Source organism: Pseudomonas sp. PDM20, assembly GCF_014852575.3.
In the GTDB taxonomy this organism is placed as follows: Bacteria; Pseudomonadota; Gammaproteobacteria; order Pseudomonadales; family Pseudomonadaceae; genus Pseudomonas.
Genome location: NZ_CM181224.1, coordinates 4,346,164 through 4,369,273, shown reverse-complemented (window position 1 = coordinate 4,369,273; position 23,110 = coordinate 4,346,164). Strand labels below are relative to the sequence as shown.

The window sequence follows — 23,110 nt, the reverse complement described above, 5'->3', positions numbered from 1 at the left end:
TCGTAATCCGGCGTCGCCCGCATTCAAATTGTTCGCTGTTCAAGCTCAAGGAACGCACCATGGACCCGAAACTCCTCGATATCCTCGCCTGTCCGCTGTGCAAGGGCCCGCTCAAGCTCACCGACGACAAGTCCGAGCTGATCTGCAAGACCGACGGCCTGGCCTACCCGGTGCGCGACGGCATTCCGGTGATGCTCGAAGGCGAGGCGCGCACCCTGAACGTCGACGAGCGTCTGGACAAGTAACGCCATGACCCAGGCCTATACCGTCGTCATTCCCGCCCGCTTCGCCTCCACCCGCCTGCCCGGCAAACCGCTGCAGGACATCGCCGGCAAGCCGATGATCCAGCACGTCTGGGCGCAGGCCGGCAAAAGCTCCGCCACCCAGGTGGTGGTCGCCACTGACGATCAACGTATCTTCGACGCCTGCCAGGGTTTCGGTGCCCAAGTGGTGCTGACCCGTGCCGACCACAACTCCGGCACCGACCGCCTGGCGGAAGTCGCCGACGCGCTGGGCCTGGCCGACGACGCCATCGTGGTCAACGTGCAGGGCGACGAGCCTCTGGTGCCGCCGTCGATCATCGACCAGGTGGCCGCCAACCTCGCGGCTCACCCGGAAGCGGGCATTGCCACCCTGTGCGAAGAAATCCATGACCCGGCCGCGCTGTTCAACCCGAACATCGTCAAGGTGGTCAGCGACAAGAACGGCCTGGCCCTGACCTTCAGCCGCGCCACGCTGCCCTGGGCGCGCGACGCCTTCGCGGTGGACCGCGAAAGCCTGCCGGCCAACGTGCCGTACCGCCGCCACATCGGCATCTACGCCTACCGCGCGCGCTTCCTGCGCGACTTCGTGGCCTGGGGCCCGTGCTGGCTGGAAGATACCGAGTGCCTGGAGCAGCTGCGCGCGCTCTGGCATGGCGTGCGTATCCACGTGGCTGACGCCCTGGAGGCGCCGCAGGCCGGCGTCGATACCCCGGAAGACCTGGAGCGCGTCCGGCGCATCCTGGGGGCCTGATGAAGGTCCTGTTCGTCTGCCTGGGCAACATCTGCCGCTCGCCGACCGCCGAAGACGTGTTCCGCCAGAAGGTCCGCGGAGCAGGCCTCGAGGATCGCATCGAGATCGATTCGGCTGGCACCGGTGACTGGCACGTCGGCAAGGCGCCGGATGCGCGTACCCGCGCCGCTGCGCTGCGCCGTGGCTATGACCTGTCGGGCTTGCGGGCGCGACAGGTCAACGTCGCCGACTTCTCCCGCTATGACCTGGTCCTGGCGATGGACAACGCCAACTTGCGCGACCTCAAGCATCTTCGCGGCAGCAGCGGCAAGGCGGAGCTGGACCTGTTCCTGCGCCGCTACGAGCTGGAAGTCGATGAAGTCCCCGACCCGTATTACGGCGGCGAAGACGGTTTCGAGCAGGTGCTGGACCTGGTGGAAAGGGCCTGCGACGGCCTGCTGACGGAAGTGAAGGGGCGCCTGTGACGCTGCAACTGCAAGAACGCGTTTCCCTCAAGCCCTACAACACCTTCGGTGTCGAAGTCGCGGCGCGCTGGTTCGCCCAGGCCCATGATGATGCCGAGGTGCACGCCGGTATCGCCGCCGCTGCCGAGAAGGGCCTGGCGCTGATGGTGATCGGTGGCGGCAGCAACCTGTTGCTGACCCGTGACGTCGAGGCGCTGGTGCTGCGCATGGCTTCCCGTGGTGTGCGTGTCGTCAGTGACGACGGCGAGCGTGTGGTGGTCGAGGCGGAAGCTGGCGAGGTATGGGATGACTTCGTGCGCTGGACCCTCTCTCAGGGCTTTGGCGGGTTGGAAAACCTCAGCCTGATCCCTGGCACTGTCGGCGCTGCGCCGATGCAGAACATCGGCGCGTATGGGGTCGAAATCAAGGACGTGTTCGCCGGCTTGACCGCGCTGGATCGCGAGGGGGGCGAGCTGCGCGAGTTCGGCCTGGAAGACTGCGCCTTTGCCTACCGCGAAAGTCGCTTCAAGCGTGAGCCGGGCCGCTGGCTGATCCTGCGGGTGCGCTTCGCCCTGAGCCGCGTCGCGAAACTGCATCTGGACTACGGTCCGGTGCGCCAGCGTCTGGCGGAGGAGGGCGTGACTGCGCCGACGCCGGCCGATGTCTCGCGAGTGATCTGCGCAATCCGCCGCGAGAAGCTTCCGGACCCGGCGGTGCTGGGCAATGCCGGCAGTTTCTTCAAGAATCCGGTGGTTTCGGTGGACCAGACCGACGTGCTGCGCCAGCGCTACAGCGACCTGGTGGCCTATCCGCAGGGTGATGGGCAGATGAAGCTGGCCGCCGGCTGGCTGATCGACAAGGCCGGCTGGAAAGGCTTCCGCGACGGTTCGGTGGGTGTGCACGCCCAGCAGGCGCTGGTGTTGGTGAACTACGGCGGCGCCACAGGGGCGCAGCTGCATGTACTGGCTCAGCGTATCCGTGACGATGTCCAGCAGCGCTTCGGTGTGGAGCTGGAGATGGAGCCGAATCTCTACTGAATTCGCTTCGGATGCGAAAAGGGGATGCCAAGGCATCCCCTTTTTTGTGTCTGCTTCCTCGGAGCGGGGCTTTTGTAGGATCGTTCCGAAGCCACGAATTGCAGGCAATAAAAAAGGGGATGCAGCTGCATCCCCTTTTTCGGATCAGGAAGCTATCAGCTGTGGTGTTTTTCCACCACGGTGCCTTGTTCTTCCTCGGTCTTCTCGGCTTTGTCGCCTTCAGCCTGTTCGGCAGCCGGTTGCTCGGTGGCTTCAGCGGCTTGGTTCACGACTTCGGCTTCCACGACAGCGGCTTCTTCAACCACGGCTTCGACGACCGGCGCCTGCTCTGCCTGCGGAGCGGCGGCTGCGGCAGCAGCGGCTTCGCGGGCGGCACGTTCCTGGCGACGACGCTCGCGCGGGTCGTTGGAGGCGCGGCCGGTGGCGTTGGCCGGAACGGCTGGAGCTTCTTCGGCAGCAGTTGCAGTGGTAGCCGGAGCTTCCTCGGCAACCACCGGAGCTTCCACCTGAGGCTCTTCGACCAGCTGGGCGACGGCTTCGATCACGGTTTCAGCAGCCGGAGCCGACGCTTCTTCCGCAACCACCGGCTCGGCGACAGCCACTTCAACGGTCTCGCTGGCAGCTTCTACCGGCTCGGCAGCCTGTTCGGCGGGCTTGGCCAGGAACTCGATGGTCTGTTCCAGGGCGCTTTCGGTGCGTACGGCTTCAACCACGCCGGACTCCAGTGGCTGGGCCTCGGCCTGAGCCTGGGCAGCGGGCTGCTCCTGCTCGGCGGCGGCTTCAGCAACGGCTACAGCGGTAGCGGCGGCAGCGACCATGGCAGCAGGCGACGGGGTGTCCGAAGCAGCCTGTTCAGCAGTGCCTTCGGCATTTACTTCGCCTTCGGCGCCTTCAACGCCATCCACGCCGGCTTCGCGCTGGCGCTCGCGGCGGTTGCTACGGCGACGCTGGCCACGGGAGCGGCGACGCGGACGCTCGTCGTCCGAACCTTCGTCGTCCTGTTGATCCAGCAGCTCCTCGTTCGGCAGCTCTTCGGCTTCCAGGGCGGCGGCATCGCGAGCCGGACGGTCTTCGCGCGGCTGACGCTCTTCACGGGGCTGACGCTCGGCGCGTTCGCCACGCTCACCGCGGGGCTGACGCTCTTCGCGTGGCTGGCGTTCTTCACGCGGTTGGCGTTCGGCGCGCTCACCACGCTCTTCGCGGGGCTGACGCTCCTCACGCGGCTGGCGCTCGGCGCGTTCTTCACGCGGCTGACGCTCTTCACGCGGTTGACGTTCGGCGCGCTCTTCACGCGGCTGGCGTTCCTCGCGCGGTTGACGCTCGGCGCGCTCTTCGCGCGGCTGGCGCTCCTCGCGGGGCTGACGCTCGGCGCGTTCTTCGCGCGGCTGACGCTCTTCGCGAGCCGGGCGCTCAGTGCGCTCACCGCGCTCGTCGCGGCGACCACGCTCTTTACGCTCGTCATCACGACGACCGCCATCGCGACCGTCGCGGCGACGGTTCTGCTGACGGCCATTGCGACGCTCGCCCTGACCTTCGCTGCGCTCGGTTGCGGGCTTCTCGGCGGCAACCGGGGTCGGCTCCGGCTTGCTGCCGGCGAACAGGCCTACCAGCGACTTCACCAGGCCCTGGAACAGGCTCGGCTCAGGCATGGGCTTGGTGGCTTCGACAGCGACCGGTGCTTCGGTGGCAGCCTGCTGCGGGGCAGGGCTCTGCGGGGAAACGGTCTTCACGGCGGCTTCCTGGCGAACCAGGGTGCGGGTGGCGCTGACCGGCTGGACTTCCTCGTGCTCTTCCGGGGCCATCTCGTAGCTGGCGTGGCCGGACAGGAGTTCGGGGTTGTCGTCACGCAGGCGCTGAACTTCGAAGTGCGGAGTTTCCAGGTGGTCGTCCGGCAGGATGAAGATGCGCGCGCGGGTGCGCAGTTCGATCTTGGTGATGGCGTTGCGCTTCTCGTTGAGCAGGAAGGCGGCAACCTGGAACGGCACGCGCGCACGAACTTCGGCGGTGCGGTCCTTCAGGGCTTCTTCCTCGATCAGGCGCAGGATGGCCAGCGACAGGGATTCGACGTCGCGGATGATGCCTTGGCCGTTGCAGCGCGGGCAGACGATGCCGCTGGTCTCGCCCAGGGACGGACGCAGGCGCTGGCGGGACATTTCCAGCAGGCCGAAGCGCGAGATGCGGCCAACCTGCACGCGGGCGCGGTCGGCTTCCAGGGCTTCGCGGACGCGTTCTTCCACGGCGCGCTGGTTCTTCGCCGGGGTCATGTCGATGAAGTCGATGACGATCAGGCCGCCGATATCACGCAGGCGCAGCTGGCGGGCGATTTCCTCGGCCGCTTCCAGGTTGGTCTGCAGGGCGGTTTCTTCGATGTCGCCGCCTTTGGTGGCGCGCGCCGAGTTGATGTCGATGGACACCAGGGCTTCGGTCGGATCGATGACGATGGAGCCGCCCGACGGCAGCTTCACTTCGCGCTGGAAGGCGGTTTCGATCTGGCTCTCGATCTGGAAGCGGTTGAACAGCGGAACGCTGTCTTGGTACAGCTTCACCTTGCTCGCGTACTGCGGCATGACCTGCTGGATGAAGTTCAGGGCTTCTTCCTGGGCGTCGATGCTGTCGATCAGCACTTCGCCGATGTCCTGGCGCAGGTAGTCGCGGATGGCGCGGATGATGACGTTGCTTTCCTGATAGATCAGGAACGGGCCGCTGCGCTCGCCGGAGGCTTCCTTGATGGCGCCCCACAGTTGCAGCAGGTAGTCCAGGTCCCATTGCAGCTCTTCGGAGCTGCGGCCCAGGCCCGCGGTGCGGACGATCAGGCCCATGTCGCCGGGAACGGTCAGGCCGTTCAGGGCTTCGCGCAGTTCGTTGCGCTCTTCACCCTCGATGCGGCGGGAGATGCCACCGGCGCGCGGGTTGTTGGGCATGAGCACCAGGTAGCGGCCGGCGAGGCTGATGAAGGTGGTCAGGGCGGCGCCCTTGTTGCCACGTTCTTCTTTCTCGACCTGGACGATGACTTCCTGGCCTTCGCTCAGGACGTCCTTGATGTTGATGCGGCCTTCAGGATTCTTCTTGAAGTACTCGCGAGAGATTTCCTTGAGGGGGAGGAAGCCGTGGCGTTCGGCGCCGAAGTCGACGAATGCGGCCTCGAGGCTCGGCTCGATGCGGGTGATACGGCCTTTGTAGATGTTGGCCTTCTTCTGTTCGCGCGCGCCGGACTCGATGTCCAGGTCGAACAGGCGTTGGCCGTCTACCAGCGCTACACGCAACTCTTCGGGTTGAGTTGCGTTGATCAGCATTCTTTTCATGTAGTACCAATGGTTTCCGGGGCCACCGGAAACGGCGATCGGCACACACGACTCTCACGGTCGGTGCTAAGGCACGTACTCAGGAACGGCGGACCATTCCAGTGTCCAGCGGCAGCAGGATAAATCTGCTGTGCCGCGACTACGTTTCCTGCTTGTCGAGTAAGAACAAGCACTCATCAGGAGGAGGAATTAGCTGTCAGATGCGGACGATAAGTGCGTCTACGTTCAAGGCATGCGTTCAAGGCATGAACGCAACGCAATCCGACAGTTGTGCATCTCCGCCCTGCACATTTCCCTAAGAGCCGGGTGCCACTCGCTGAATCCGGGAGCGGGGTTGGCTTTTATCACGGCTACCTTGGTGGCCGTGGTCATGTCTCAAGGCCTGGGTTTCGAGGCGCTGTCGGCGCGAGAATCGCTCGGGCCGTTGCAACGCTTCCGGGGACTGCCTCGTGTCCGTTCAATGTGTTTGCAGGCGGTTGGGGATGGCGATTACGCGATCATCCGCAGGCCTGGCCACTTTTGGCGGCCTCCCGAATATAGCAGCAATGATTAAGTGCTTCAATTGAATGAAAAATTGTTATTATATCCGGATGACGAATCCCGCCCCTCCGACTTCCGGCGTTCAGCTGCTTGAAGTCGCGCCGGAGTATGCCGGCCAACGAATCGACAATTTCCTCCGTACCCAGCTCAAGGGCGTGCCCAAGACCCTGATCTACCGCATCCTTCGCAAGGGTGAGGTGCGGGTCAACAAGGGCCGGATCAAGCCCGAGTACAAGCTGCAGGCCGGCGACGTGATACGTGTTCCGCCGCTGCGCCTGGCCGAGCGCGACGAGCCGGTGCCGCTGGCCCAGGGCCTGCTGGAGCGTCTGGAAGCCGCCATCGTCTACGAAGACAAGGCGCTGATCGTGGTGAACAAGCCCACCGGTATTGCCGTGCATGGCGGCAGCGGTCTGAACTACGGGGTCATCGAGGCCTTCCGCCAGTTGCGTCCGGAGTGCAAGGACCTGGAGCTGGTGCACCGCCTGGATCGCGATACTTCCGGTCTGCTGATGATCGCCAAGAAGCGCAGCATGCTGCGCCATCTGCACGACGCCCTGCGTGGCGAGCGCATCGTGGACAAGCGCTACCACGCCTTGGTGCGCGGTAACTGGCCGGCGGCGAAGAAGCAGATCGCCGTGCCGCTGCTGAAGAACAACCTGCGCTCGGGTGAGCGTGTGGTCGAGGTGAATCCCGAAGGCAAGGAAGCGCTGACCGAGTTCAAGGTGCTGCGCCGCTTCGGTGACTTCGCCACTCTGGTCGAGGCGCGTCCGATCACCGGGCGTACCCACCAGATCCGTGTGCATGCCAAGCACGCCGGCCACTCCATTGCCGGTGATCCCAAGTACGGCGACGAAGATTTCTCCCGTGAAATCCGCGAGCTGGGCGGCAAGCGCCTGTTCCTGCACTCGGCCTATCTGCGCGTACCGCTGCCTGATGGTGGTGTGCTGGAGCTGGAAGCGCCGGTGGACGAAGTCTGGCTGCGCACCGTGGAGCGCCTGGATGCGTGAGTATTCCCTGCTGATCTTCGATTGGGATGGCACGCTGGTGGATTCCATTGGTCGTATCGTCGAGGCGATGCGGGTGGCGGCAGTTGGTTCCGGCCTTCCGGAACGCAGCGATGAGGCTATCAAGGGCATCATCGGCCTGGGCCTGCCGGAAGCTATCCAGACGCTGTACCCGGAGGTAGAGGATGGCGAGCCGCTGGATCGCTTCCGGCTTGATTACGGTAACCACTACCTGAGCCTGGAAGTGCAGCCTTCGCCGCTGTTCCCGGGCGTGGCTGAGGCGATGGCGGAATTTCGCAGCGCCGGTTACCAGTTGGCGGTCGCTACCGGCAAGAATCGCCGCGGGCTGGATCGCGTGCTGGCGGGGCAGGGCTGGACGGATTTCTTCGATATCACCCGCGCCGCCGATGAATCGGCGAGCAAGCCGGACCCGCGCATGCTGCACGAGATTCTCGAGCATTGCCGGGCCGACGCGCGTGATGCGCTGATGGTGGGTGATTCGCCTTTCGATCTGGAAATGGCGCGCCGCGCCGGCATGGATTCGGTGGCGGTGGGCTATGGTGCTCAGTCGCTGGAGATCCTTCGGGAGTATGCTCCGGCGCTGGAAGTGAATCATTTCAATGAATTGCGCGCCTGGCTCGCCGGGCGCTCGGTCAAACCGCTGCTCGAGGTAGGCAACTGATGTCGGATGAATGGAAGGCGGACGATAGCAAGGCTGCGCAAGCCACGGCAGGTGATGACAAGAGCTGGAAGTTGCTGGAGAAGGCTGTGCTGGCCGGTGTCCAGGAGCAGCGCCGGTCGCGTCGCTGGGGTATCTTCTTCAAGTTGCTGACTTTCGTTTATCTGTTCGGTGCGTTGGCGCTGTTCAGCCCTTTCAGTGGCTTGTCCAAGTCTGCCTCACGCAGTGCCAGCCATACGGCGCTGATCGAGGTGAAAGGCATGATTGCCGACAACGAGCCTGCCAGTGCCGACAATATCGTTGGCGCGCTGCGTTCCGCGTTCGAGGATGCCGGCACCAAGGGTATCGTTCTGCGTATCAATAGTCCGGGCGGCAGTCCGGTGCAGTCCGGCTATATCTACGATGAAATCAAGCGCCTGCGCGGTGAGCATCCGGATATCAAGGTCTACGCGGTCATCAGCGATCTGGGGGCTTCCGGTGCCTATTACATCGCCAGTGCGGCCGATGAGATCTACGCCGACAAGGCCAGTCTGGTCGGTTCCATCGGTGTGACGGCGGCGACTTTCGGCTTCGTCGGCACCATGGAGAAGCTGGGCGTGGATCGTCGTATCTATACCTCGGGTGAGCACAAGGCCTTCCTTGATCCGTTCCAGCCGCAGAAGGCGGATGAAACCGCTTTCTGGCAGCAGGTGCTGGATACCACTCACAAGCAGTTCATCGATGTGGTGAAGAAGGGGCGCGGCGATCGCCTGAAGGACAAGGATCATCCCGAGCTGTTTTCCGGCCTGATCTGGTCTGGCGAGCAGGCGCTGCAACTGGGCCTGATCGATGGTCTGGGCAGTTCCAGCTACGTGGCGCGGGAGATCATCAAGGAGAAGGAGATCGTCGACTACACCGTCCAGGAAACGGCCTTCGACCGCTTCACCAAGAAGCTGGGCGCGAGCGTCGCCGAGCGCATGGCGATGTGGATGGGCTGGCAGGGTCCGGTCCTGCGCTGAGTGCGCTTCCTTATATAAGGAAGGAAAAGGCTCGGCGATTGCCGGGCCTTTTCGTTTCAGGCTTTCCAGGTCAGGGGATTTTTACCTGTTCGGCAAGCAGCATATCCACCAGGCGAATAAGCGGCAGGCCGATCAGGCTGGTGGCGTCTTCGCCTTCGGTGGCGCGGAACAGGCTGACGCCCAGGCCTTCGGCCTTGAAGCTGCCGGCGCAATCGAAGGGTTGTTCGGCCTCCAGGTAGCGGCGAATGCGTGCTTCGTCGAGGTCGCGGAAGTGCACGGTGAAGGGAATGCAGTCGATTCGGGCTTCACCGCTCTGGCTGTTGAGCAGGCAGAGTCCGGTGAGGAAGCTGACGCTCTTGCCGCTGGCGTCCTTCAGTTGCTCCGTCGCGCGCGCGATGTCGTGCGGTTTACCGAGAATCCGGCTGCCGTTAACTGCGGCCTGGTCTGAGCCGATGATCAGGTGGGCGGGGTAGCGCTGGGCCAGGGCGCGAGCCTTGCATTCCGCCAGTCGACGCACCAGTTGTTCGGCGCTCTCGCCGGGCAGTGGGGTTTCATCGATGTCGGGGCTGGCGCATTCGAACGGCAGGCGCAGGCGCTGCAGCAATTCGCGGCGGTAGGGCGAGCTGGAAGCGAGGATCAGGGGTAACATGGGGAATTCCTTCGGAGCGTCACTGCGATTCTAGCGAAAAGGGCTGTCCATACAGCGGTTTATGGCTAATTTCCTTTGACAGCTTCGGGTGCATCCCTATAATGGCGCGCTTATGTTGAATGGACCGATACCACCTCACGTTGATCCGCGCAAATTGGTAGAGCGCGCCGCCACTCTCGAGGGTGTGCTGCCGATCGCCAAGATGGCACGTCTCAGCGAGCAACTGACCAGCAGTGATGGCGATGTTCACGCGAAGTTTTCCTTCTTCCGTGATCAGCAGAAGCTGGCGGTCATGCACGTCGAGCTCAATGGCGAGGTGAGCATGGTATGCCAGCGCTGTCTCGAGCCGGCCAAATTCCATGTGGGTGGTGAGTACGATTACGTCATCATCCCGGAAGGCAAGTCGATCGATGATCTGCCCAGTGGCTACGATGCGTTGGAAGTGGGGGATGACCCCATCGACCTGACCTCGCTGGCTGAGGACGAGTTGCTGCTCGCCTTGCCCATCGTGCCGGTCCATGACCCTGAGGATTGCCAGCAGCCGGTGGGATACGCTACAGCGCCCGAACCGAGCGAGAACGTCGAAGAACGGCCCAATCCGTTCAGCGTACTGGCGCAGTTGAAGCGTGACCCAAACGTTTAGGAGTTAATCAATCATGGCTGTTCAGCAGAACAAAAAATCCCGTTCCGCTCGTGACATGCGTCGTTCGCACGATGCCCTGGACGCGAACGCTCTGTCCGTGGAAAAGAGCACCGGTGAAGTTCACCTGCGCCACCACGTCTCCCCGGACGGTTTCTATCGCGGCCGCAAGGTCGTAGACAAAGGCTCTGACGAGTAATCTTTGTCCGCACCAATCATCGCGATTGATGCAATGGGTGGGGACTACGGTCCCCACTGCATTGTTCCGGCCTGCATTTCCTTTCTGGCCGAATATGCTTCCCTCCAGCTGGTCCTCGTCGGCCAAGCTCCTCTGATAGAAGAACACCTGCGCGGCCTTTCTCCGGTCGAGCGCCAGCGTCTTCATATCCATCACGCCAGCGAAATCGTCACGATGGACGAGCGTCCGTCCCAGGCGTTGCGTGGCAAGCCCGATTCCTCCATGCGTGTTGCCCTCGAACTGGTTCGTGATGGCAAGGCTCATGCCTGCGTCAGTGCCGGTAATACCGGTGCGTTGATGGCGCTATCCCGTTACCTGCTCAAGACGTTGCCCGGCATCGACCGCCCGGCGATGGTGACAGCCGTGCCGACGCAGACCGGCCACTGCCATCTGCTCGACCTGGGCGCCAATGTCGATTGCAGTGCCGAGCACCTTTATCAGTTCGCCGTCATGGGGGCTGTGGCTGCGGAAGCGCTGGGCAAGAGCAATCCGCGTGTAGCGTTGTTGAATGTCGGCACCGAAGACATCAAGGGTAACCAGCAGGTGAAACTGGCGGCCAGTCTGCTGCAGCAGGCGCAGGGTTTGAACTACATCGGCTATATCGAAGGCGACGGCCTGTATCGCGGGCTGGCAGATGTAGTGGTGTGCGACGGTTTCGTCGGCAATATCCTGCTCAAATCCAGCGAGGGTTTGGCGGCTATGGTCGCGGCGCGCCTGGAAGAATTGTTCAGCTCCAGCCTGCCGGCCAAGGCGGTCGGCCTGATGGCGATGCCTTTCCTGCGCCGGCTGCGTGGCGACCTCACGCCGTCACAGCACAATGGCGCGAGTTTCCTCGGTTTGCAGGGCATCGTGGTGAAGAGTCACGGCAGTGCGAAGGAGGAGGGCATCCAGAGCGCATTGCGGCGCGCGCTGCTGGAAGTTCGCGAGAATCTGCCCCAGCGGCTGCATGGCCGTCTGGAACATCTGCTCTAATGTGTGACCGCGGTCGTCAGACCGTCATCCAACTGTCAGTTCAATGCGCCAGGCTCTCGCCGGCGTTATCCATTTGACGACACAGACAAAAGGGACCTGTTGCAATGTCCGCATCCCTCGCCTTCGTATTCCCCGGTCAAGGCTCGCAGTCGCTCGGCATGCTTGCCGAGCTGGGCGCTCAACACGCCATCGTGCGCGATACCTTCGCCGAAGCCTCCTCCGCGCTGGGTTATGACCTCTGGGCTCTCGTGCAGGACGGCCCGGAAGAGCGCCTGAACCAGACCGACAAGACCCAGCCTGCCATCCTCACTGTCTCCATCGCCCTGTGGCGCCTGTGGCAGTCCGAAGGTGGCGTGCAGCCGGCTTACGTCGCCGGCCACAGCCTGGGTGAGTACTCCGCGCTGGTCGCTGCTGGCAGCCTGGCCTTCGCCGATGCGGTGAAGCTGGTCGAGCGCCGTGGCCAGCTGATGCAGGAAGCTGTTCCTGCCGGCACTGGTGGCATGGCCGCCATTCTCGGTCTCGAAGACGCTGACGTGCTCGCCGCCTGCGCTGAAGCGGCTCAGGGCGAAGTGGTCAGTGCCGTGAACTTCAACGCGCCCGGCCAGGTGGTGATCGCTGGTGCGGCCAAGGCCGTAGAGCGCGCCATTGAGGCGTGCAAGGCTCGTGGCGCCAAGCGTGCTGTCGCGCTGCCGGTCAGCGTGCCGTCGCACTGCGAGCTGATGCGCCCGGCTGCCGAGCGTTTTGCCGAGGCTGTCGAAGCCGTCCAGTGGCAGATGCCACAAATCGCCCTGGTGCAGAACGTTACCGCCCAGGTCCCGGTCGATCTTGTCGCGCTCAAGCGCGACCTGCTGGCACAGCTCTACAGCCCGGTCCGCTGGGTCGAAAGCGTGCAGCTGCTGGCCGAGAAAGGCGTCACCGACCTGGTCGAGTGCGGCCCTGGCAAGGTGCTGGCTGGTTTGAACAAGCGTTGCGCCAAGGGCGTGACGACCCACAACCTGGATTCCGCGGACGCCTTCGGCGCAGCCCGCGCGGCTCTGGCTTGAACAGGAGATAAGGCATGAGTCTGCAAGGTAAGGTTGCCCTGGTTACTGGCGCGAGCCGTGGTATTGGCCAGGCCATCGCACTGGAACTGGGTCGTATGGGCGCTACCGTGGTGGGCACTGCCACCAGCGAGTCCGGCGCGCAGAAAATTTCCGAGTACCTCAAGGAAAACGGCATCCAGGGTTCGGGCATGGTCCTGGACGTCTCCAACGACGAGTCCGTGACCGCCGTTGTCGAAGCCATCCAGAAAGAATCCGGCGCGCCGGCTATCGTCGTCAATAACGCAGGCATCACCCGCGATAACCTGCTGATGCGCATGAAAGACGATGAGTGGTTCGATGTGGTCAACACCAACCTCAACAGCCTGTACCGTCTGTCGAAAGCCGTCCTGCGCGGCATGACCAAGGCACGCTGGGGTCGCATCATCAATATCGGCTCCGTCGTCGGTGCCATGGGCAACGCCGGGCAGACCAACTACGCCGCCGCCAAGGCCGGCCTGGAAGGCTTCACCCGCGCCCTGGCGCGCGAAGTCGGTTCCCGTGCTATCACTGTCAACGCGGTTGCTCCGGGCTTCATCGACACCGACATGACTCGCGAACTGCCGGAGGCCCAGCGTGAAGCGCTGCTCGGCCAGATTCCGCTGGGTCGACTGGGGCAAGCCGAAGAGATCGCCAAAGTGGTAGCATTCCTCGCTTCCGAGGGCGCAGCTTATGTTACGGGTGCCACGGTACCGGTGAATGGCGGAATGTACATGAGCTGATGTGACGAGTTGCTTCGTGGCGATGTCATATGCGCTGTCTAAAATCATCCAAGCGTCGTAACGCTGGAATAGACAGAGCATCTGGGTTGCCGCGAAGGGGCGTCAGCGTTCAGCTTGAAATGCAGAAAACCCTTTCTATACACTTACCCGCAGCCCAGCTGTACGGATTGTCCATAGGAGTGAAAACAAGGTATGAGCACCATCGAAGAACGCGTCAAGAAGATCGTTGCTGAGCAACTCGGCGTTAAGGAAGAAGAAGTCACCAACAGCGCTTCCTTCGTCGAAGACCTGGGCGCCGACTCCCTTGACACCGTTGAGCTGGTGATGGCTCTGGAAGAGGAATTCGAGACCGAAATCCCCGACGAGCAAGCCGAAAAGATCACCACCGTTCAGGAAGCCATCGACTACATCGTTGCCCACCAGGCATAAGACGTAGTCGTCGGTTCCCCGACGAAAGAAGCCGCACGGCCTGCAAAGGCGTGCGGCTTTTCTTTAACGCCGGCATCAGCCGGCGTTATTGCCGTGAAACACATGAGAGGAAGTCACAGTGTCGCGTAGACGCGTAGTCATCACTGGCATGGGTATGTTGTCGCCCCTGGGTGTGGATGTGCCGAGCAGTTGGGAAGGCATTCTCGCCGGGCGCAGCGGTATCGCCCCGATCGAACACATGGACCTGTCCGCCTTTGCCACCCGTTTCGGCGGCTCGGTGAAAGGGTTCGACGTCGAGCAATACATGTCCGCCAAGGAAGCTCGCAAACTCGACCTGTTCATCCAGTACGGTCTGGCCGCCAGCTATCAGGCGGTGCGTGATTCCGGCCTGGAAGTCACCGACGCCAACCGGGAGCGCATCGGCGTTGCCATCGGTTCTGGCATCGGCGGTCTGACCAACATCGAAAACACCTGTCGTTCTCTGTTCGAGCAGGGCCCGCGGCGCATCTCGCCGTTCTTCGTGCCCGGCTCGGTCATCAACATGGTTTCCGGGTTCCTGTCGATCAACCTCGGTCTGCAGGGCCCCAATTACGCCATTACCACCGCCTGCACCACCGGCACCCACAATATCGGCATGGCCGCGCGCAACATCGCCTACGGTGACGCTGACGTGATGGTGGCCGGCGGGTCCGAGATGGCGGCCTGTGGTCTTGGTCTGGGTGGCTTCGGCGCCGCTCGCGCGCTGTCCACCCGCAACGACGAGCCGACCAGGGCCAGCCGTCCGTGGGACCAGGACCGTGACGGCTTCGTGCTCTCCGACGGCGCCGGCGCACTGGTGCTGGAAGAGCTGGAGCACGCCAAGGCTCGTGGTGCGCGCATTTACGCTGAAGTCGTTGGCTTCGGCATGAGCGGCGACGCCTTCCACATGACCGCTCCGCCGGAAGACGGCGCCGGCGCTGCCCGGTGCATGAAAGCCGCGCTGCGTGATGCCGGGCTGAACCCCGAGCAGGTCGACTACATCAACGCCCATGGCACCTCGACGCCGGCCGGCGACATCGCGGAAATTGCCGCGGTGAAGTCGATCTTCGGCGACCACGCCTACCAGTTGTCGATGAGCTCCACCAAGTCCATGACCGGTCACCTGCTGGGTGCTGCCGGCGCGGTCGAGGCGATCTTCTGCGTGCTCGCGCTGCGTGATCAGGTGGCTCCGCCAACTATCAACCTGGACAACCCCAGCGAAGGCTGCGACCTCGACCTGGTCGCCCATCAGGCCAAGGAGCGTCCGATCGACGTCGCCCTGTCCAACTCCTTCGGCTTCGGTGGCACCAACGGCTCCCTGGTATTCCGCCGGTTCCACGGCTGATGCTGAGCTGGATCGACGGCCAGAGCGCCGAGGCCCTGTCCGTGCGTGATCGCGGGCTGGCCTACGGTGACGGGCTGTTCGAGACCATTCGCGTGTCCGCAGGCCGTCCGCGCCTGCTGGTACGCCATCGGGCGAGGCTGGAGGAAGGCGTTCGACGCCTGTCCCTTCCAGTCTCTCTCGATCTCGTCGAAGACGAACTCCTGCGTTTTTCCGCCTTGCTCGGCGATGGCGTTGCCAAGCTGATGCTGACCCGTGGCGAAGGCGCGCGCGGCTATGCGCCGCAGGCCGATGCCCAGGTGCGCCGTTTGCTGCTGGCCTCGCCCGCGCCGACCTACCCGGCGAAGAACCGTGAGCAGGGCGTCACGCTCTTCCCCTGCGCCACTCGACTGGCTGAGCAACCACTGCTCGCCGGCCTCAAGCACCTCAATCGCCTGGAGCAGGTCCTGGCTCGCGCCGAGTGGAGCGACCCGGCCTTCGCAGAAGGATTGATGTGCGATGTTTCCGGGCGGATCGTCGAGGGCGTGTTCAGCAACCTGTTCCTGGTGAAGCAGGGCGCACTGATCACCGCCGAGCTCTGCCGCTGCGGCGTCGCTGGTGTGATGCGTGCCGAAATCATCGAGCGCGCCAGCGATCTGGGGTTGCCGGTCATCGTCCGTGATGTAGAGCACGGCGAACTGGCGCAGGCCGATGAGGTCTTTCTCTGCAACAGTCTCTACGGTATCTGGCCGGTGCGCGGCATGGCCGAGCACGCTTGGCCGGTCGGGCCGCTGACCCGTAAACTGCAGGGCCAACTCCGCGAACTTCTGGATTCCTGATACGTGATGCGCAAATTGCTGGTGCTGCTGGAAGGCGGCCTGCTGCTGGCCGGGCTCGTGCTGGGCCTGGCGGCCTGGGAGCAGCACCGTGCGCTGCAGCAGCCGCTCCAGCTCACCGAAGAGCGTCTGCTTGATGCTCCCAGCGGCGCCACCCCTGGCCGCCTGCTGACCCGCCTGGAGGACGAAGACGTCCTGCACGGCGGCTTCTGGCTGCGTCTGTACTGGCGCTTCAACCTGGCCGGTGAGGCGCTGCACAGCGGCGAATACCGCCTGACGCCCGGCATGACCGCCGCCCAGTTGCTCGATCTGTGGCGCGAAGGCGATGTGGTGCAGTACGGCCTGACCCTGGTCGAGGGCTGGAACTTCCGCCAGGTGCGCGAGCTACTTGCCCGTCAGCCCAAGCTGGAACAGACCCTGAATGGCCTCAGCGATGCCGAGGTCATGGCGAAGCTGGGCAAGTCCGGTGTCTTCCCGGAAGGCCGCTTCTTCCCCGATACCTACCGCTTCGTCCGCGGCACCAAGGACGTCGACATCCTCAAGCACGCCTACCAGCGCATGGACAGCATCCTGGCGGAGGAGTGGGACAAGCGCGCGCAGGAGCTGCCCTACAAGGATTCCTACCAGGCGCTGATCATGGCTTCGCTGGTGGAGAAGGAAACCGGCGTGCCTCAGGAGCGCGGCCAGATTGCCGGCGTCTTCGTGCGCCGCCTGCAGAAGAACATGCTGCTGCAGACCGACCCGACTGTCATCTATGGCATGGGCGAGCGCTACGCCGGCAGGATCACCCGCGCCGACCTGCGCACGCCGACGCCTTACAACACCTACGTGGTCGCCGGTCTGCCGCCGACGCCCATCGCGCTGCCCGGCCGCGAGGCCATTCATGCCGCACTCAACCCGGTAGCGGGGCAGAGCCTGTACTTCGTCGCCCGCGGCGACGGCAGCCATACCTTCTCCGACAACCTGGACGACCACAACAAGGCCGTCCAGGAGTTCCAGATCAAGCGTCGCGCCGACTACCGTTCCAGTCCGGCGCCCGTCCCGCTGCCGGCGCAGACGCCGGATGCAGACGCTCCCGCTGCAGATTCTCCTGCAGCGCAGTAGCCCGATAACACAAGGAGTGAGCCGAGTGACCGGCCTGTTCATCACCCTGGAAGGCCCCGAAGGCGCGGGCAAGAGCACCAACCGCGAGTACCTGGCCGAGCGCCTGCGCGAGCGCGGCATCGAGGTCCAGCTGACCCGCGAGCCCGGCGGCACGCCGCTGGCCGAGCGCATCCGCGAGCTGCTGCTGGACCCCAGCGATGAACAGATGGCGGTGGATACCGAGCTGTTGCTGGTCTTCGCTGCCCGTGCGCAGCACATAGCCCAGGTGATCCGCCCGGCACTCGAGCGCGGCGCCGTGGTGCTCTGCGATCGCTTCACCGACGCCACCTATGCCTACCAGGGCGGCGGTCGCGGCCTGCCAGTAGAACGCATCGCGCAACTGGAAAGCTTCGTCCAGGGCGGCCTGCGCCCGGACCTGACTCTGGTCTTCGACCTGCCGGTGGAAATCGGCCTGTCCCGCGCCGCCGCCCGGGGGCGCCTGGATCGCTTCGAGCAGGAAGGCCGCGCCTTCTTCGAGGCGGTGCGCAACACCTATCTGGGGCGCGCCCACGCCGAACCGGGGCGCTATCACATCCTCGATGCCGCGCAGTCGCTGGCCGAGGTACAGCGCGACCTGGACAAGCTGCTGCCGGCCTTGCTGGAGCGCCTCAATGGCTGACATCTACCCCTGGCAGCAGGGCCTCTGGCAGCAGCTCAGCAGCCGTCCGCAACATGCCCATGCCTATCTGCTGCATGGCCCGGCCGGCATCGGCAAGCGTGTGCTGGCGGAAAACTTCGTGCATTTCCTGCTCTGCCAGCGCCCTGAAGGCGGCAAGGCCTGTGGTCAATGCAAGGCCTGCCAGTTGCTGGCGGCCGGCACCCATCCGGATTATTTCCTGCTGGAGCCGGAAGAGGCGGAGAAGCCGATCCGCGTCGACCAGGTCCGCGAACTGGTGAACTTCGTGGTGCAGACCGCGCAGCTCGGCGGTCGCAAAGTGGTACTGCTGGAGCCGGCCGAGGCGATGAACCTCAACGCCGCCAACGCGCTGCTCAAGAGCCTGGAAGAGCCCTCGGGCAATACCGTGCTGCTGCTGATCAGTCACCAGCCCAGCCGTCTGCTGCCGACCATCAAGAGCCGCTGCGTGCAGCAGGCCTGCCCGCAGCCGACGGCCGTGCAGGCGCGTGCCTGGCTGGCCAGTGCGTTGCCGGACGAGTCGCCGGAGGCGCTGGACGAGCTCCTGGTGCTGGCCGGTGGCTCGCCGCTGACCGCTCAGCGCCTGCAGGGCCAGGGTGTGCGCGAGCAGCGCGCTCAGGTGGTGGAGGGCGTGAAGAAGCTGCTCAAGCAGCAGGTTGCGCCCAGTCAACTGGCGGAAAGCCTGAATGGCGTACCCTTGCCGCTGCTGTTCGACTGGTTCTGCGACTGGGCGCTGCTGATGCTGCGCTACCAGTTGGCCCGCGACGAAGAGGGTCTCGGGCTCGCGGACATGCGCAAGGTCGTGCAGTATCTCGCCGAGAAATCGACACAGCCCAAGGTGCTGGCGATGCAGGACTGGCTGCTGCTGCAACGGCAGAAAGTCCTCAATAAAGCCAACCTCAACCGTGCCTTGCTTCTCGAAGCCTTGCTCGTACAGTGGGCAAGTCTGCCCGGGCCGGGCTAGAATCCGGCCATCGGAAAAATCTGCCAGGACAGCTGAATGAGCTTGCCACCAAATCTGGGTCCGCGTAACGGAATCCTGTCCCTGACCATCAAGGACAAATCCGTGCTGTATGCCGCCTACATGCCGTTCATCCGCAATGGTGGGCTGTTCATTCCGACCAACAAGACCTACAAGCTGGGCGATGAGGTCTTCATGCTGCTCAACCTGATGGATGAGCCGGAGAAGATCCCGGTCGCCGGCAAGGTGGTCTGGATCACTCCGAAGGGCGCCCAGGGCAACCGCGCCGCCGGTATTGGCGTGCAGTTCAACGATGGCGACAATACTGCGCGCAACAAGATCGAGACCTACCTCGCCGGTGCGCTGAAGTCGGACCGCCCGACCCATACCATGTAGAATTTGCAAGCTTTACAGGCTGCAACCACGAAGCGCCCGCATGGGCGCTTCGTCATTTCTCGGAGAGTGTTTTCATGCTGGTCGATTCCCACTGCCACCTCGATCGCCTCGATCTCGCCGCCCACGATGGGTCGCTGGATGCCGCGCTGGACGCCGCCCGCGCGCGTGGCGTCAGCCAGTTCCTGTGCATCGGCGTGAGCGCGGACAATGCCCGGGCAGTGAAGGACCTGGCCGATCGCTATGCCGACGTGCACTGCTCGGTAGGCGTCCACCCGCTGGACCTGGAGCCCGGCGCCGCGCCGGCGCTGGACTGGCTGCTGGGCGAGCTGAACCACCCGCGCGTGGTGGCCATCGGCGAGACCGGCCTGGATTATCACTACGAGCCCGAAGCCGCCGAGCTGCAGCAGGAAGCCTTCCGCCTGCACCTGGAGGCCGCCAAGGTCACCGGCAAGCCGGTCATCGTGCATACCCGCGAAGCCCGCGCCGACACCCTGGCGCTGCTGCGCGAGGCAGCGCTGCCGCAGGCCGGCGTGCTGCACTGCTTCACCGAAGACTGGGAGATGGCCAAGGCGGCGCTGGATATCGGCTTCTACATCTCGCTGTCGGGCATCGTCACCTTCCGCAATGCCGAGCAGCTGCGCGAAGTGGCCCGCCAGGTGCCGGTGGATCGCCTGCTGGTGGAAACCGATTCGCCCTATCTCGCGCCGGTGCCTCACCGCGGCAAGCCGAACCTGCCCGAGTATGTGCGCGAGGTCGCCGAGTACCTGGCCGTACTGCGTGGGGTGAGCTTCGAGACCCTGGCCGAGCAGACCACCGCCAACTTCCGCCGGTTGTTCCCGCTCGCTACCTGATCGTCTTGACGTCGAATTGTCCTGGCGCGGATACATTTCCTGCGCGCAAAAAAAACCCGGGTTCTGGGGGATGAATCCGGGTCAAGACCATTAGGAGTGTAACAATAAGGTACGCGATCCTCGGTACCTTCACCGGCGGGGCACTTGGGGGGAGATGCCGCGCACCGGTATCTACAAGTATTGGCCAAGATGCGGCGACTGCCACAGGGTGCCCGGTGTTTTTTAAACGGATTTGGAATACATCACACCGGGCTGAGCAGTTTTCTCGGTCGCGCCTGCGTCATTGTGCCGCCAGAGCCCCGATCAGCCCCAGGGTTTCCTCGATGATCGCCTCGCTGGTGTAGAAGTGTGGCGAGAAGCGGATACCGGCGCCACGCTGGATGCACACCACCTGTTCGGCGCGCAGGCGCTCCAGCAGGCGGGTGTTGTCCCAGCCAGCGAGGCTGAAGGTCAGGATGCCGGCGCGACGAACCGGGTGCAGCGGGCTGTGCAGCGAGGCGCCGTCGATGCGGCCCAGGCCGTCGTGCAGTTGCTGGACGCGCGCCTGCACCAACTCACCCACCGTTGGCATGCCGACTTCCTCTAGCAGGCTCAGGCTGGCCTCCAGCGCCACCGCGCCGAGCATGTTCGGGCTGCCGCACTCGAAGCGCCGCGCGCTGCGGGCCGGCTGCCAGTCGGCGAGGTCGTAGTTGCCGGCGTTTTCCAGCATGTGCCAGCCGTATTCCTGCAGCGCCAGTTGCTCGCGCTCGGCGGCGCGGCAATAGAACACACCCAGGCCTTCCGGGCCGAGCATCCACTTGTGGCCGTCGGCCATGGCGAAGGCGCAGTCATAGGCCTGGACGTCGAAGGGCAGGGCACCAAGCTGCTGGATGGCATCGATGCAATACAGTACGCCGCGCTGGCGGCAGCCGGCGCCGAGGCGCTCCAGGTCCATGCGCAGGCCACTGGCGTATTGCACCGCGCTGATCGAGAGCAGGCGTGTGCGTGGGGTGCAGGCGGCGAGCAAGTCGCCTTCCGGGTCATCGCCGTCCAGGCTTACCTGGATGACTTCCACGCCGCGCGGCTTCAGCGCTTCCCAGACGATACGGTTGGAGGGGAATTCCTGGTCGCTGATCACCACCTGGTCGCCGGCACGCCAGTCCAGGCCGAAGGCGACGAACGACAGCGCCTCGGAGGTGTTCTTCACCAGTGCGATGTCGCCGGTGGTCTGGGCGTTCACCAGGCGCATCAGGCGCTCGCGCAGGCGCTTCTCGATGGTCAGCCACTGCGGGTAGTCGCGGGCGCCCTGCAGGATGTTCTCCCGGGCGAAGGCGGCAACGGCGTCTGCGGCCCGTTTGGGCCAGGGGGCGACCGCCGCGTGGTTCAGGTAGCGCAGGCCGGTTTGATGGGGAAACTCGGAAGAAAAGCTAATCATGTCGGATGATCCGTGCAATTTGGCGCTGAATAGGCATAATACGCGGCTTCGAATTTTGACTATTTTTGACCGAACAGTCTTTTTATGCAGAAAGAGCCACGCAAGGTTCGCGAATTCCGTCGTCGCGAACAGGAAATCCTCGACACCGCCCTCAAGCTGTTCCTTGAGCAGGGCGAAGACAGTGTCACGGTCGAAATGATCGCCGATGCCGTGGGTATCGGCAAAGGCACCATCTACAAGCACTTCAAGTCCAAGGCGGAGATCTACCTGCGCCTGATGCTGGACTACGAGCGCGATCTGGCCGACCTGTTCCACTCCGAAGACGTCGCCCGCGACAAGGAGCGCCTGTCGCGCGCCTACTTCGAGTTCCGCATGCGTGACCCGCAGCGCTACCGCCTGTTCGACCGCCTCGAAGAAAAGGTGGTGAAGACCAGCCAGGTCCCGGAGATGGTCGAGGAGCTGCACAAGATCCGCGAATCCAACTTCGAGCGCCTGAGCCAGCTGATCAAGGAACGCATCGCGGCGGGCAAGCTGGAAGACGTGCCGGCCTACTTCCACTACTGCGCGGCCTGGGCGCTGGTGCATGGCGCCGTGGCGCTGTACCACTCGCCGTTCTGGCGCGAAGTGCTGGAGGACCAGGAGGGCTTCTTCCAGTTCCTCATGGACATCGGCGTGCGCATGGGCAACAAGCGCAAGCGCGACGGCGATACGCCGGCCGCCTGAGTCGCCATTCAGATGGCCCATCGTCGCAGTTGCGACAGGGCTTGTGGTGAGGGTGGGGATATACTTGCATGAGTGATTCCCACCGGAGCCGAGCATGATCGTCGACCGCCAGGGCAGGCGCTTCCGCAACTTGCGGGTCAGCTTGACCGCCGCATGCAACTACGCCTGCACCTACTGTGTGCCGGACGGCAAGCGTCTGGTCGCCGCGCAGGATGAACTCTCCGCCGAATCGCTGGTGCGGGGCGTCGCTTACCTGATCGAGGCCGCCGGCATCGAGCGGCTGCGGGTCACCGGCGGCGAACCGCTGGTCAGCCCGAAACTGGATGCCTTCCTGCACGGCGTCAGCCGCCTCGGCCTGCGGGATATCGCCCTCACCACCAACGGCCAGCTGCTGTCGAAGAAGCTGCCGCTGTTGCTCGATTGCGGCATCCGCCGCCTCAATGTGTCCCTCGATACCCTGGATGCCGACGCCTTCCGGCGCATCGCCCGTGGCGGTGATCTTGCCACCGTGCTCAAGGGGCTCGACGAGGCTCGCGCTGCGGGCCTGAAGATCAAGCTCAACATGGTGCCCCTGCGCGGGCAGAACCTCGACCAGGTGGTGCCGCTGCTGGACTACTGCCTGGAGCATGGCTTCGAGCTGCGCTTCATCGAGCTGATGCGCATGGGTCACCTGGCTCGCGATCCGAACGGCTTCAACCAGCAGTTCATCGGCATGGCCGAGCTGCTCGAGCTGATTGGCGAGCGTCACCCCTACATCCAGGCAGATGCGCCGGTGGATGCCACTGCGCTGCGCTATGAGGTGCCGGGGCAGGGCTTCTTCGGCGTGATCGCCAACGAGAGCGTGCCGTTCTGCCGGACCTGTTCGCGCCTGCGCCTGTCCTCCACCGGCTGGCTGCATGGCTGCCTGTCGTCGAGCAATCGTCATTACGTCGGCGACCTGCTGGACAAGCCGCGCCACCAGGCGCTGCCGGCCCTGCAGCGGCTGCTGGTGCGCGCCCTGGCGGACAAGCAGGAAGTCGCCTTCTCCGGCGGCGTCACCATCATGAAGATCATCGGCGGCTGAGACC

Annotated in this window: 25 protein-coding genes; 22 read left to right on the top strand and 3 right to left on the bottom strand. The window is 64.2% G+C overall.

Annotated elements, in window-relative coordinates; genetic code table 11:
- Nucleotides 1-59 precede the first annotated feature (59 nt).
- The 4 genes from IB261_RS19895 to murB are packed head-to-tail and all read left to right on the top strand — an operon-like array spanning nucleotide 60 to nucleotide 2,494.
- Nucleotides 60-245 (top strand): Trm112 family protein, encoded by a 186-nt coding sequence (locus IB261_RS19895; RefSeq protein WP_081519465.1) that lies wholly within the window; start codon nucleotides 60-62, stop codon nucleotides 243-245.
- 4 nt (nucleotides 246-249) lie between these two features.
- On the top strand, nucleotides 250-1,014 hold the full coding sequence (kdsB, locus tag IB261_RS19890; RefSeq protein ID WP_138214925.1) for a 3-deoxy-manno-octulosonate cytidylyltransferase: 765 nt from the start codon (nucleotides 250-252) through the stop codon (nucleotides 1,012-1,014).
- A complete protein-coding gene (locus IB261_RS19885) occupies nucleotides 1,014-1,478 on the top strand; it encodes a low molecular weight protein-tyrosine-phosphatase (RefSeq protein ID WP_192381308.1) in 465 nt (154 codons plus the stop codon). The genes kdsB and IB261_RS19885 overlap by 1 nt, the downstream gene beginning before the upstream one ends.
- Nucleotides 1,475-2,494: a UDP-N-acetylmuramate dehydrogenase gene (murB, locus tag IB261_RS19880; protein ID WP_192381309.1), complete on the top strand. Its 1,020-nt coding sequence runs from the start codon at nucleotides 1,475-1,477 to the stop codon at nucleotides 2,492-2,494. The genes IB261_RS19885 and murB overlap by 4 nt, the downstream gene beginning before the upstream one ends.
- A gap of 155 nt (nucleotides 2,495-2,649) precedes the next feature.
- Here the strand turns inward: murB and rne are convergent, their stop codons facing one another.
- Nucleotides 2,650-5,796 carry a ribonuclease E gene (gene rne, locus IB261_RS19875; protein WP_192381310.1) on the bottom strand — a complete coding sequence of 1,049 codons (3,147 nt, stop codon included), beginning with the start codon at nucleotides 5,794-5,796 and terminating at the stop codon, nucleotides 2,650-2,652.
- A gap of 590 nt (nucleotides 5,797-6,386) precedes the next feature.
- Here rne and rluC point away from each other — a divergent pair.
- From rluC to sppA, 3 genes are read left to right on the top strand one after another with little or no spacing between them, the layout of a single operon-like run.
- Nucleotides 6,387-7,343: a 23S rRNA pseudouridine(955/2504/2580) synthase RluC gene (gene rluC / locus IB261_RS19870; protein WP_081519470.1), complete on the top strand. Its 957-nt coding sequence runs from the start codon at nucleotides 6,387-6,389 to the stop codon at nucleotides 7,341-7,343.
- Nucleotides 7,336-8,022, top strand: a complete 687-nt coding sequence (locus IB261_RS19865; protein WP_081519471.1) for an HAD-IA family hydrolase — start codon at nucleotides 7,336-7,338, stop codon at nucleotides 8,020-8,022. Before rluC ends, IB261_RS19865 begins: the two co-directional genes overlap by 8 nt.
- Nucleotides 8,022-9,017, top strand: coding sequence for a signal peptide peptidase SppA (gene sppA / locus IB261_RS19860; RefSeq protein ID WP_081519472.1), 996 nt, complete (start codon nucleotides 8,022-8,024; stop codon nucleotides 9,015-9,017). Before IB261_RS19865 ends, sppA begins: the two co-directional genes overlap by 1 nt.
- Nucleotides 9,018-9,087: 70 nt before the next feature.
- Here sppA and IB261_RS19855 read toward each other — a convergent pair whose 3' ends face one another.
- On the bottom strand, nucleotides 9,088-9,666 hold the full coding sequence (locus tag IB261_RS19855) for a Maf family protein (RefSeq protein ID WP_192381311.1): 579 nt from the start codon (nucleotides 9,664-9,666) through the stop codon (nucleotides 9,088-9,090).
- A 112-nt stretch (nucleotides 9,667-9,778) separates the two neighbouring features.
- Here IB261_RS19855 and IB261_RS19850 point away from each other — a divergent pair, with 112 nt between their 5' ends.
- The 13 genes from IB261_RS19850 (at nucleotide 9,779) to IB261_RS19790 (ending at nucleotide 19,906) form a co-directional block, all read left to right on the top strand.
- Nucleotides 9,779-10,309, top strand: coding sequence for a YceD family protein (locus tag IB261_RS19850; protein WP_045211618.1), 531 nt, complete (start codon nucleotides 9,779-9,781; stop codon nucleotides 10,307-10,309).
- A 13-nt stretch (nucleotides 10,310-10,322) separates the two neighbouring features.
- A complete protein-coding gene (gene rpmF, locus IB261_RS19845; RefSeq protein ID WP_009621425.1) occupies nucleotides 10,323-10,505 on the top strand; it encodes a 50S ribosomal protein L32 in 183 nt (60 codons plus the stop codon).
- A gap of 3 nt (nucleotides 10,506-10,508) precedes the next feature.
- Nucleotides 10,509-11,516: a phosphate acyltransferase PlsX gene (gene plsX / locus IB261_RS19840; RefSeq protein ID WP_081519475.1), complete on the top strand. Its 1,008-nt coding sequence runs from the start codon at nucleotides 10,509-10,511 to the stop codon at nucleotides 11,514-11,516.
- Nucleotides 11,517-11,620: 104 nt separating this feature from the next.
- A complete protein-coding gene (fabD, locus tag IB261_RS19835) occupies nucleotides 11,621-12,559 on the top strand; it encodes an ACP S-malonyltransferase (protein WP_192381312.1) in 939 nt (312 codons plus the stop codon).
- Nucleotides 12,560-12,573: 14 nt separating this feature from the next.
- The gene (gene fabG / locus IB261_RS19830) at nucleotides 12,574-13,317 is read left to right on the top strand and encodes a 3-oxoacyl-ACP reductase FabG (protein ID WP_037014455.1); all 744 of its coding nucleotides are present in this window, start codon (nucleotides 12,574-12,576) and stop codon (nucleotides 13,315-13,317) included.
- A gap of 192 nt (nucleotides 13,318-13,509) precedes the next feature.
- The gene (gene acpP / locus IB261_RS19825) at nucleotides 13,510-13,746 is read left to right on the top strand and encodes an acyl carrier protein (RefSeq protein ID WP_015477931.1); all 237 of its coding nucleotides are present in this window, start codon (nucleotides 13,510-13,512) and stop codon (nucleotides 13,744-13,746) included.
- Between the two features lie 118 nt (nucleotides 13,747-13,864).
- On the top strand, nucleotides 13,865-15,109 hold the full coding sequence (gene fabF / locus IB261_RS19820; RefSeq protein ID WP_081519477.1) for a beta-ketoacyl-ACP synthase II: 1,245 nt from the start codon (nucleotides 13,865-13,867) through the stop codon (nucleotides 15,107-15,109).
- Nucleotides 15,109-15,924 (top strand): aminodeoxychorismate lyase, encoded by an 816-nt coding sequence (gene pabC / locus IB261_RS19815; protein ID WP_192381313.1) that lies wholly within the window; start codon nucleotides 15,109-15,111, stop codon nucleotides 15,922-15,924. The genes fabF and pabC overlap by 1 nt, the downstream gene beginning before the upstream one ends.
- Before the next feature lie 6 nt (nucleotides 15,925-15,930).
- Complete coding sequence (gene mltG, locus IB261_RS19810; protein ID WP_192381453.1) at nucleotides 15,931-17,025, top strand: endolytic transglycosylase MltG; 1,095 nt, start codon at nucleotides 15,931-15,933, stop codon at nucleotides 17,023-17,025.
- A gap of 25 nt (nucleotides 17,026-17,050) precedes the next feature.
- Nucleotides 17,051-17,683, top strand: a complete 633-nt coding sequence (gene tmk, locus IB261_RS19805) for a dTMP kinase (protein WP_151187732.1) — start codon at nucleotides 17,051-17,053, stop codon at nucleotides 17,681-17,683.
- A complete protein-coding gene (locus tag IB261_RS19800; protein ID WP_151187731.1) occupies nucleotides 17,676-18,662 on the top strand; it encodes a DNA polymerase III subunit delta' in 987 nt (328 codons plus the stop codon). Before tmk ends, IB261_RS19800 begins: the two co-directional genes overlap by 8 nt.
- A gap of 36 nt (nucleotides 18,663-18,698) precedes the next feature.
- Complete coding sequence (locus IB261_RS19795; protein WP_009621447.1) at nucleotides 18,699-19,055, top strand: PilZ domain-containing protein; 357 nt, start codon at nucleotides 18,699-18,701, stop codon at nucleotides 19,053-19,055.
- A 74-nt stretch (nucleotides 19,056-19,129) separates the two neighbouring features.
- A complete protein-coding gene (locus tag IB261_RS19790; protein WP_151187730.1) occupies nucleotides 19,130-19,906 on the top strand; it encodes a TatD family hydrolase in 777 nt (258 codons plus the stop codon).
- A gap of 280 nt (nucleotides 19,907-20,186) precedes the next feature.
- Here the strand turns inward: IB261_RS19790 and IB261_RS19785 are convergent, their stop codons facing one another.
- Nucleotides 20,187-21,320 (bottom strand): aminotransferase class V-fold PLP-dependent enzyme, encoded by a 1,134-nt coding sequence (locus IB261_RS19785; RefSeq protein ID WP_192381314.1) that lies wholly within the window; start codon nucleotides 21,318-21,320, stop codon nucleotides 20,187-20,189.
- Nucleotides 21,321-21,404: 84 nt separating this feature from the next.
- Between IB261_RS19785 and IB261_RS19780 the strand changes: the two genes are divergently transcribed.
- Nucleotides 21,405-22,043 carry a TetR/AcrR family transcriptional regulator gene (locus IB261_RS19780; protein ID WP_045211585.1) on the top strand — a complete coding sequence of 213 codons (639 nt, stop codon included), beginning with the start codon at nucleotides 21,405-21,407 and terminating at the stop codon, nucleotides 22,041-22,043.
- Nucleotides 22,044-22,137: 94 nt separating this feature from the next.
- Nucleotides 22,138-23,106, top strand: coding sequence for a GTP 3',8-cyclase MoaA (locus tag IB261_RS19775; RefSeq protein WP_192381315.1), 969 nt, complete (start codon nucleotides 22,138-22,140; stop codon nucleotides 23,104-23,106).
- Nucleotides 23,107-23,110: the final 4 nt, after the last annotated feature.

Excerpts from the sequence above, each read along its gene's own strand:
- IB261_RS19895 (WP_081519465.1), top strand. The coding sequence starts at position 60 with ATGGACCCGAAACTCCTCGATATCCTCGCCTGTCCGCTGTGCAAGGGC.
- kdsB (WP_138214925.1), top strand. The coding sequence starts at position 250 with ATGACCCAGGCCTATACCGTCGTCATTCCCGCCCGCTTCGCCTCCACC.
- IB261_RS19885 (WP_192381308.1), top strand. The coding sequence starts at position 1,014 with ATGAAGGTCCTGTTCGTCTGCCTGGGCAACATCTGCCGCTCGCCGACC.
- rne (WP_192381310.1), bottom strand. The coding sequence starts at position 5,796 with ATGAAAAGAATGCTGATCAACGCAACTCAACCCGAAGAGTTGCGTGTA.
- rluC (WP_081519470.1), top strand. The coding sequence starts at position 6,387 with ATGACGAATCCCGCCCCTCCGACTTCCGGCGTTCAGCTGCTTGAAGTC.
- IB261_RS19865 (WP_081519471.1), top strand. The coding sequence starts at position 7,336 with ATGCGTGAGTATTCCCTGCTGATCTTCGATTGGGATGGCACGCTGGTG.
- sppA (WP_081519472.1), top strand. The coding sequence starts at position 8,022 with ATGTCGGATGAATGGAAGGCGGACGATAGCAAGGCTGCGCAAGCCACG.
- IB261_RS19855 (WP_192381311.1), bottom strand. The coding sequence starts at position 9,666 with ATGTTACCCCTGATCCTCGCTTCCAGCTCGCCCTACCGCCGCGAATTG.
- IB261_RS19850 (WP_045211618.1), top strand. The coding sequence starts at position 9,779 with ATGTTGAATGGACCGATACCACCTCACGTTGATCCGCGCAAATTGGTA.
- rpmF (WP_009621425.1), top strand. The coding sequence starts at position 10,323 with ATGGCTGTTCAGCAGAACAAAAAATCCCGTTCCGCTCGTGACATGCGT.
- fabD (WP_192381312.1), top strand. The coding sequence starts at position 11,621 with ATGTCCGCATCCCTCGCCTTCGTATTCCCCGGTCAAGGCTCGCAGTCG.
- fabG (WP_037014455.1), top strand. The coding sequence starts at position 12,574 with ATGAGTCTGCAAGGTAAGGTTGCCCTGGTTACTGGCGCGAGCCGTGGT.
- acpP (WP_015477931.1), top strand. The coding sequence starts at position 13,510 with ATGAGCACCATCGAAGAACGCGTCAAGAAGATCGTTGCTGAGCAACTC.
- pabC (WP_192381313.1), top strand. The coding sequence starts at position 15,109 with ATGCTGAGCTGGATCGACGGCCAGAGCGCCGAGGCCCTGTCCGTGCGT.
- mltG (WP_192381453.1), top strand. The coding sequence starts at position 15,931 with ATGCGCAAATTGCTGGTGCTGCTGGAAGGCGGCCTGCTGCTGGCCGGG.
- IB261_RS19800 (WP_151187731.1), top strand. The coding sequence starts at position 17,676 with ATGGCTGACATCTACCCCTGGCAGCAGGGCCTCTGGCAGCAGCTCAGC.
- IB261_RS19795 (WP_009621447.1), top strand. The coding sequence starts at position 18,699 with ATGAGCTTGCCACCAAATCTGGGTCCGCGTAACGGAATCCTGTCCCTG.
- IB261_RS19790 (WP_151187730.1), top strand. The coding sequence starts at position 19,130 with ATGCTGGTCGATTCCCACTGCCACCTCGATCGCCTCGATCTCGCCGCC.
- IB261_RS19785 (WP_192381314.1), bottom strand. The coding sequence starts at position 21,320 with ATGATTAGCTTTTCTTCCGAGTTTCCCCATCAAACCGGCCTGCGCTAC.
- IB261_RS19780 (WP_045211585.1), top strand. The coding sequence starts at position 21,405 with ATGCAGAAAGAGCCACGCAAGGTTCGCGAATTCCGTCGTCGCGAACAG.
- IB261_RS19775 (WP_192381315.1), top strand. The coding sequence starts at position 22,138 with ATGATCGTCGACCGCCAGGGCAGGCGCTTCCGCAACTTGCGGGTCAGC.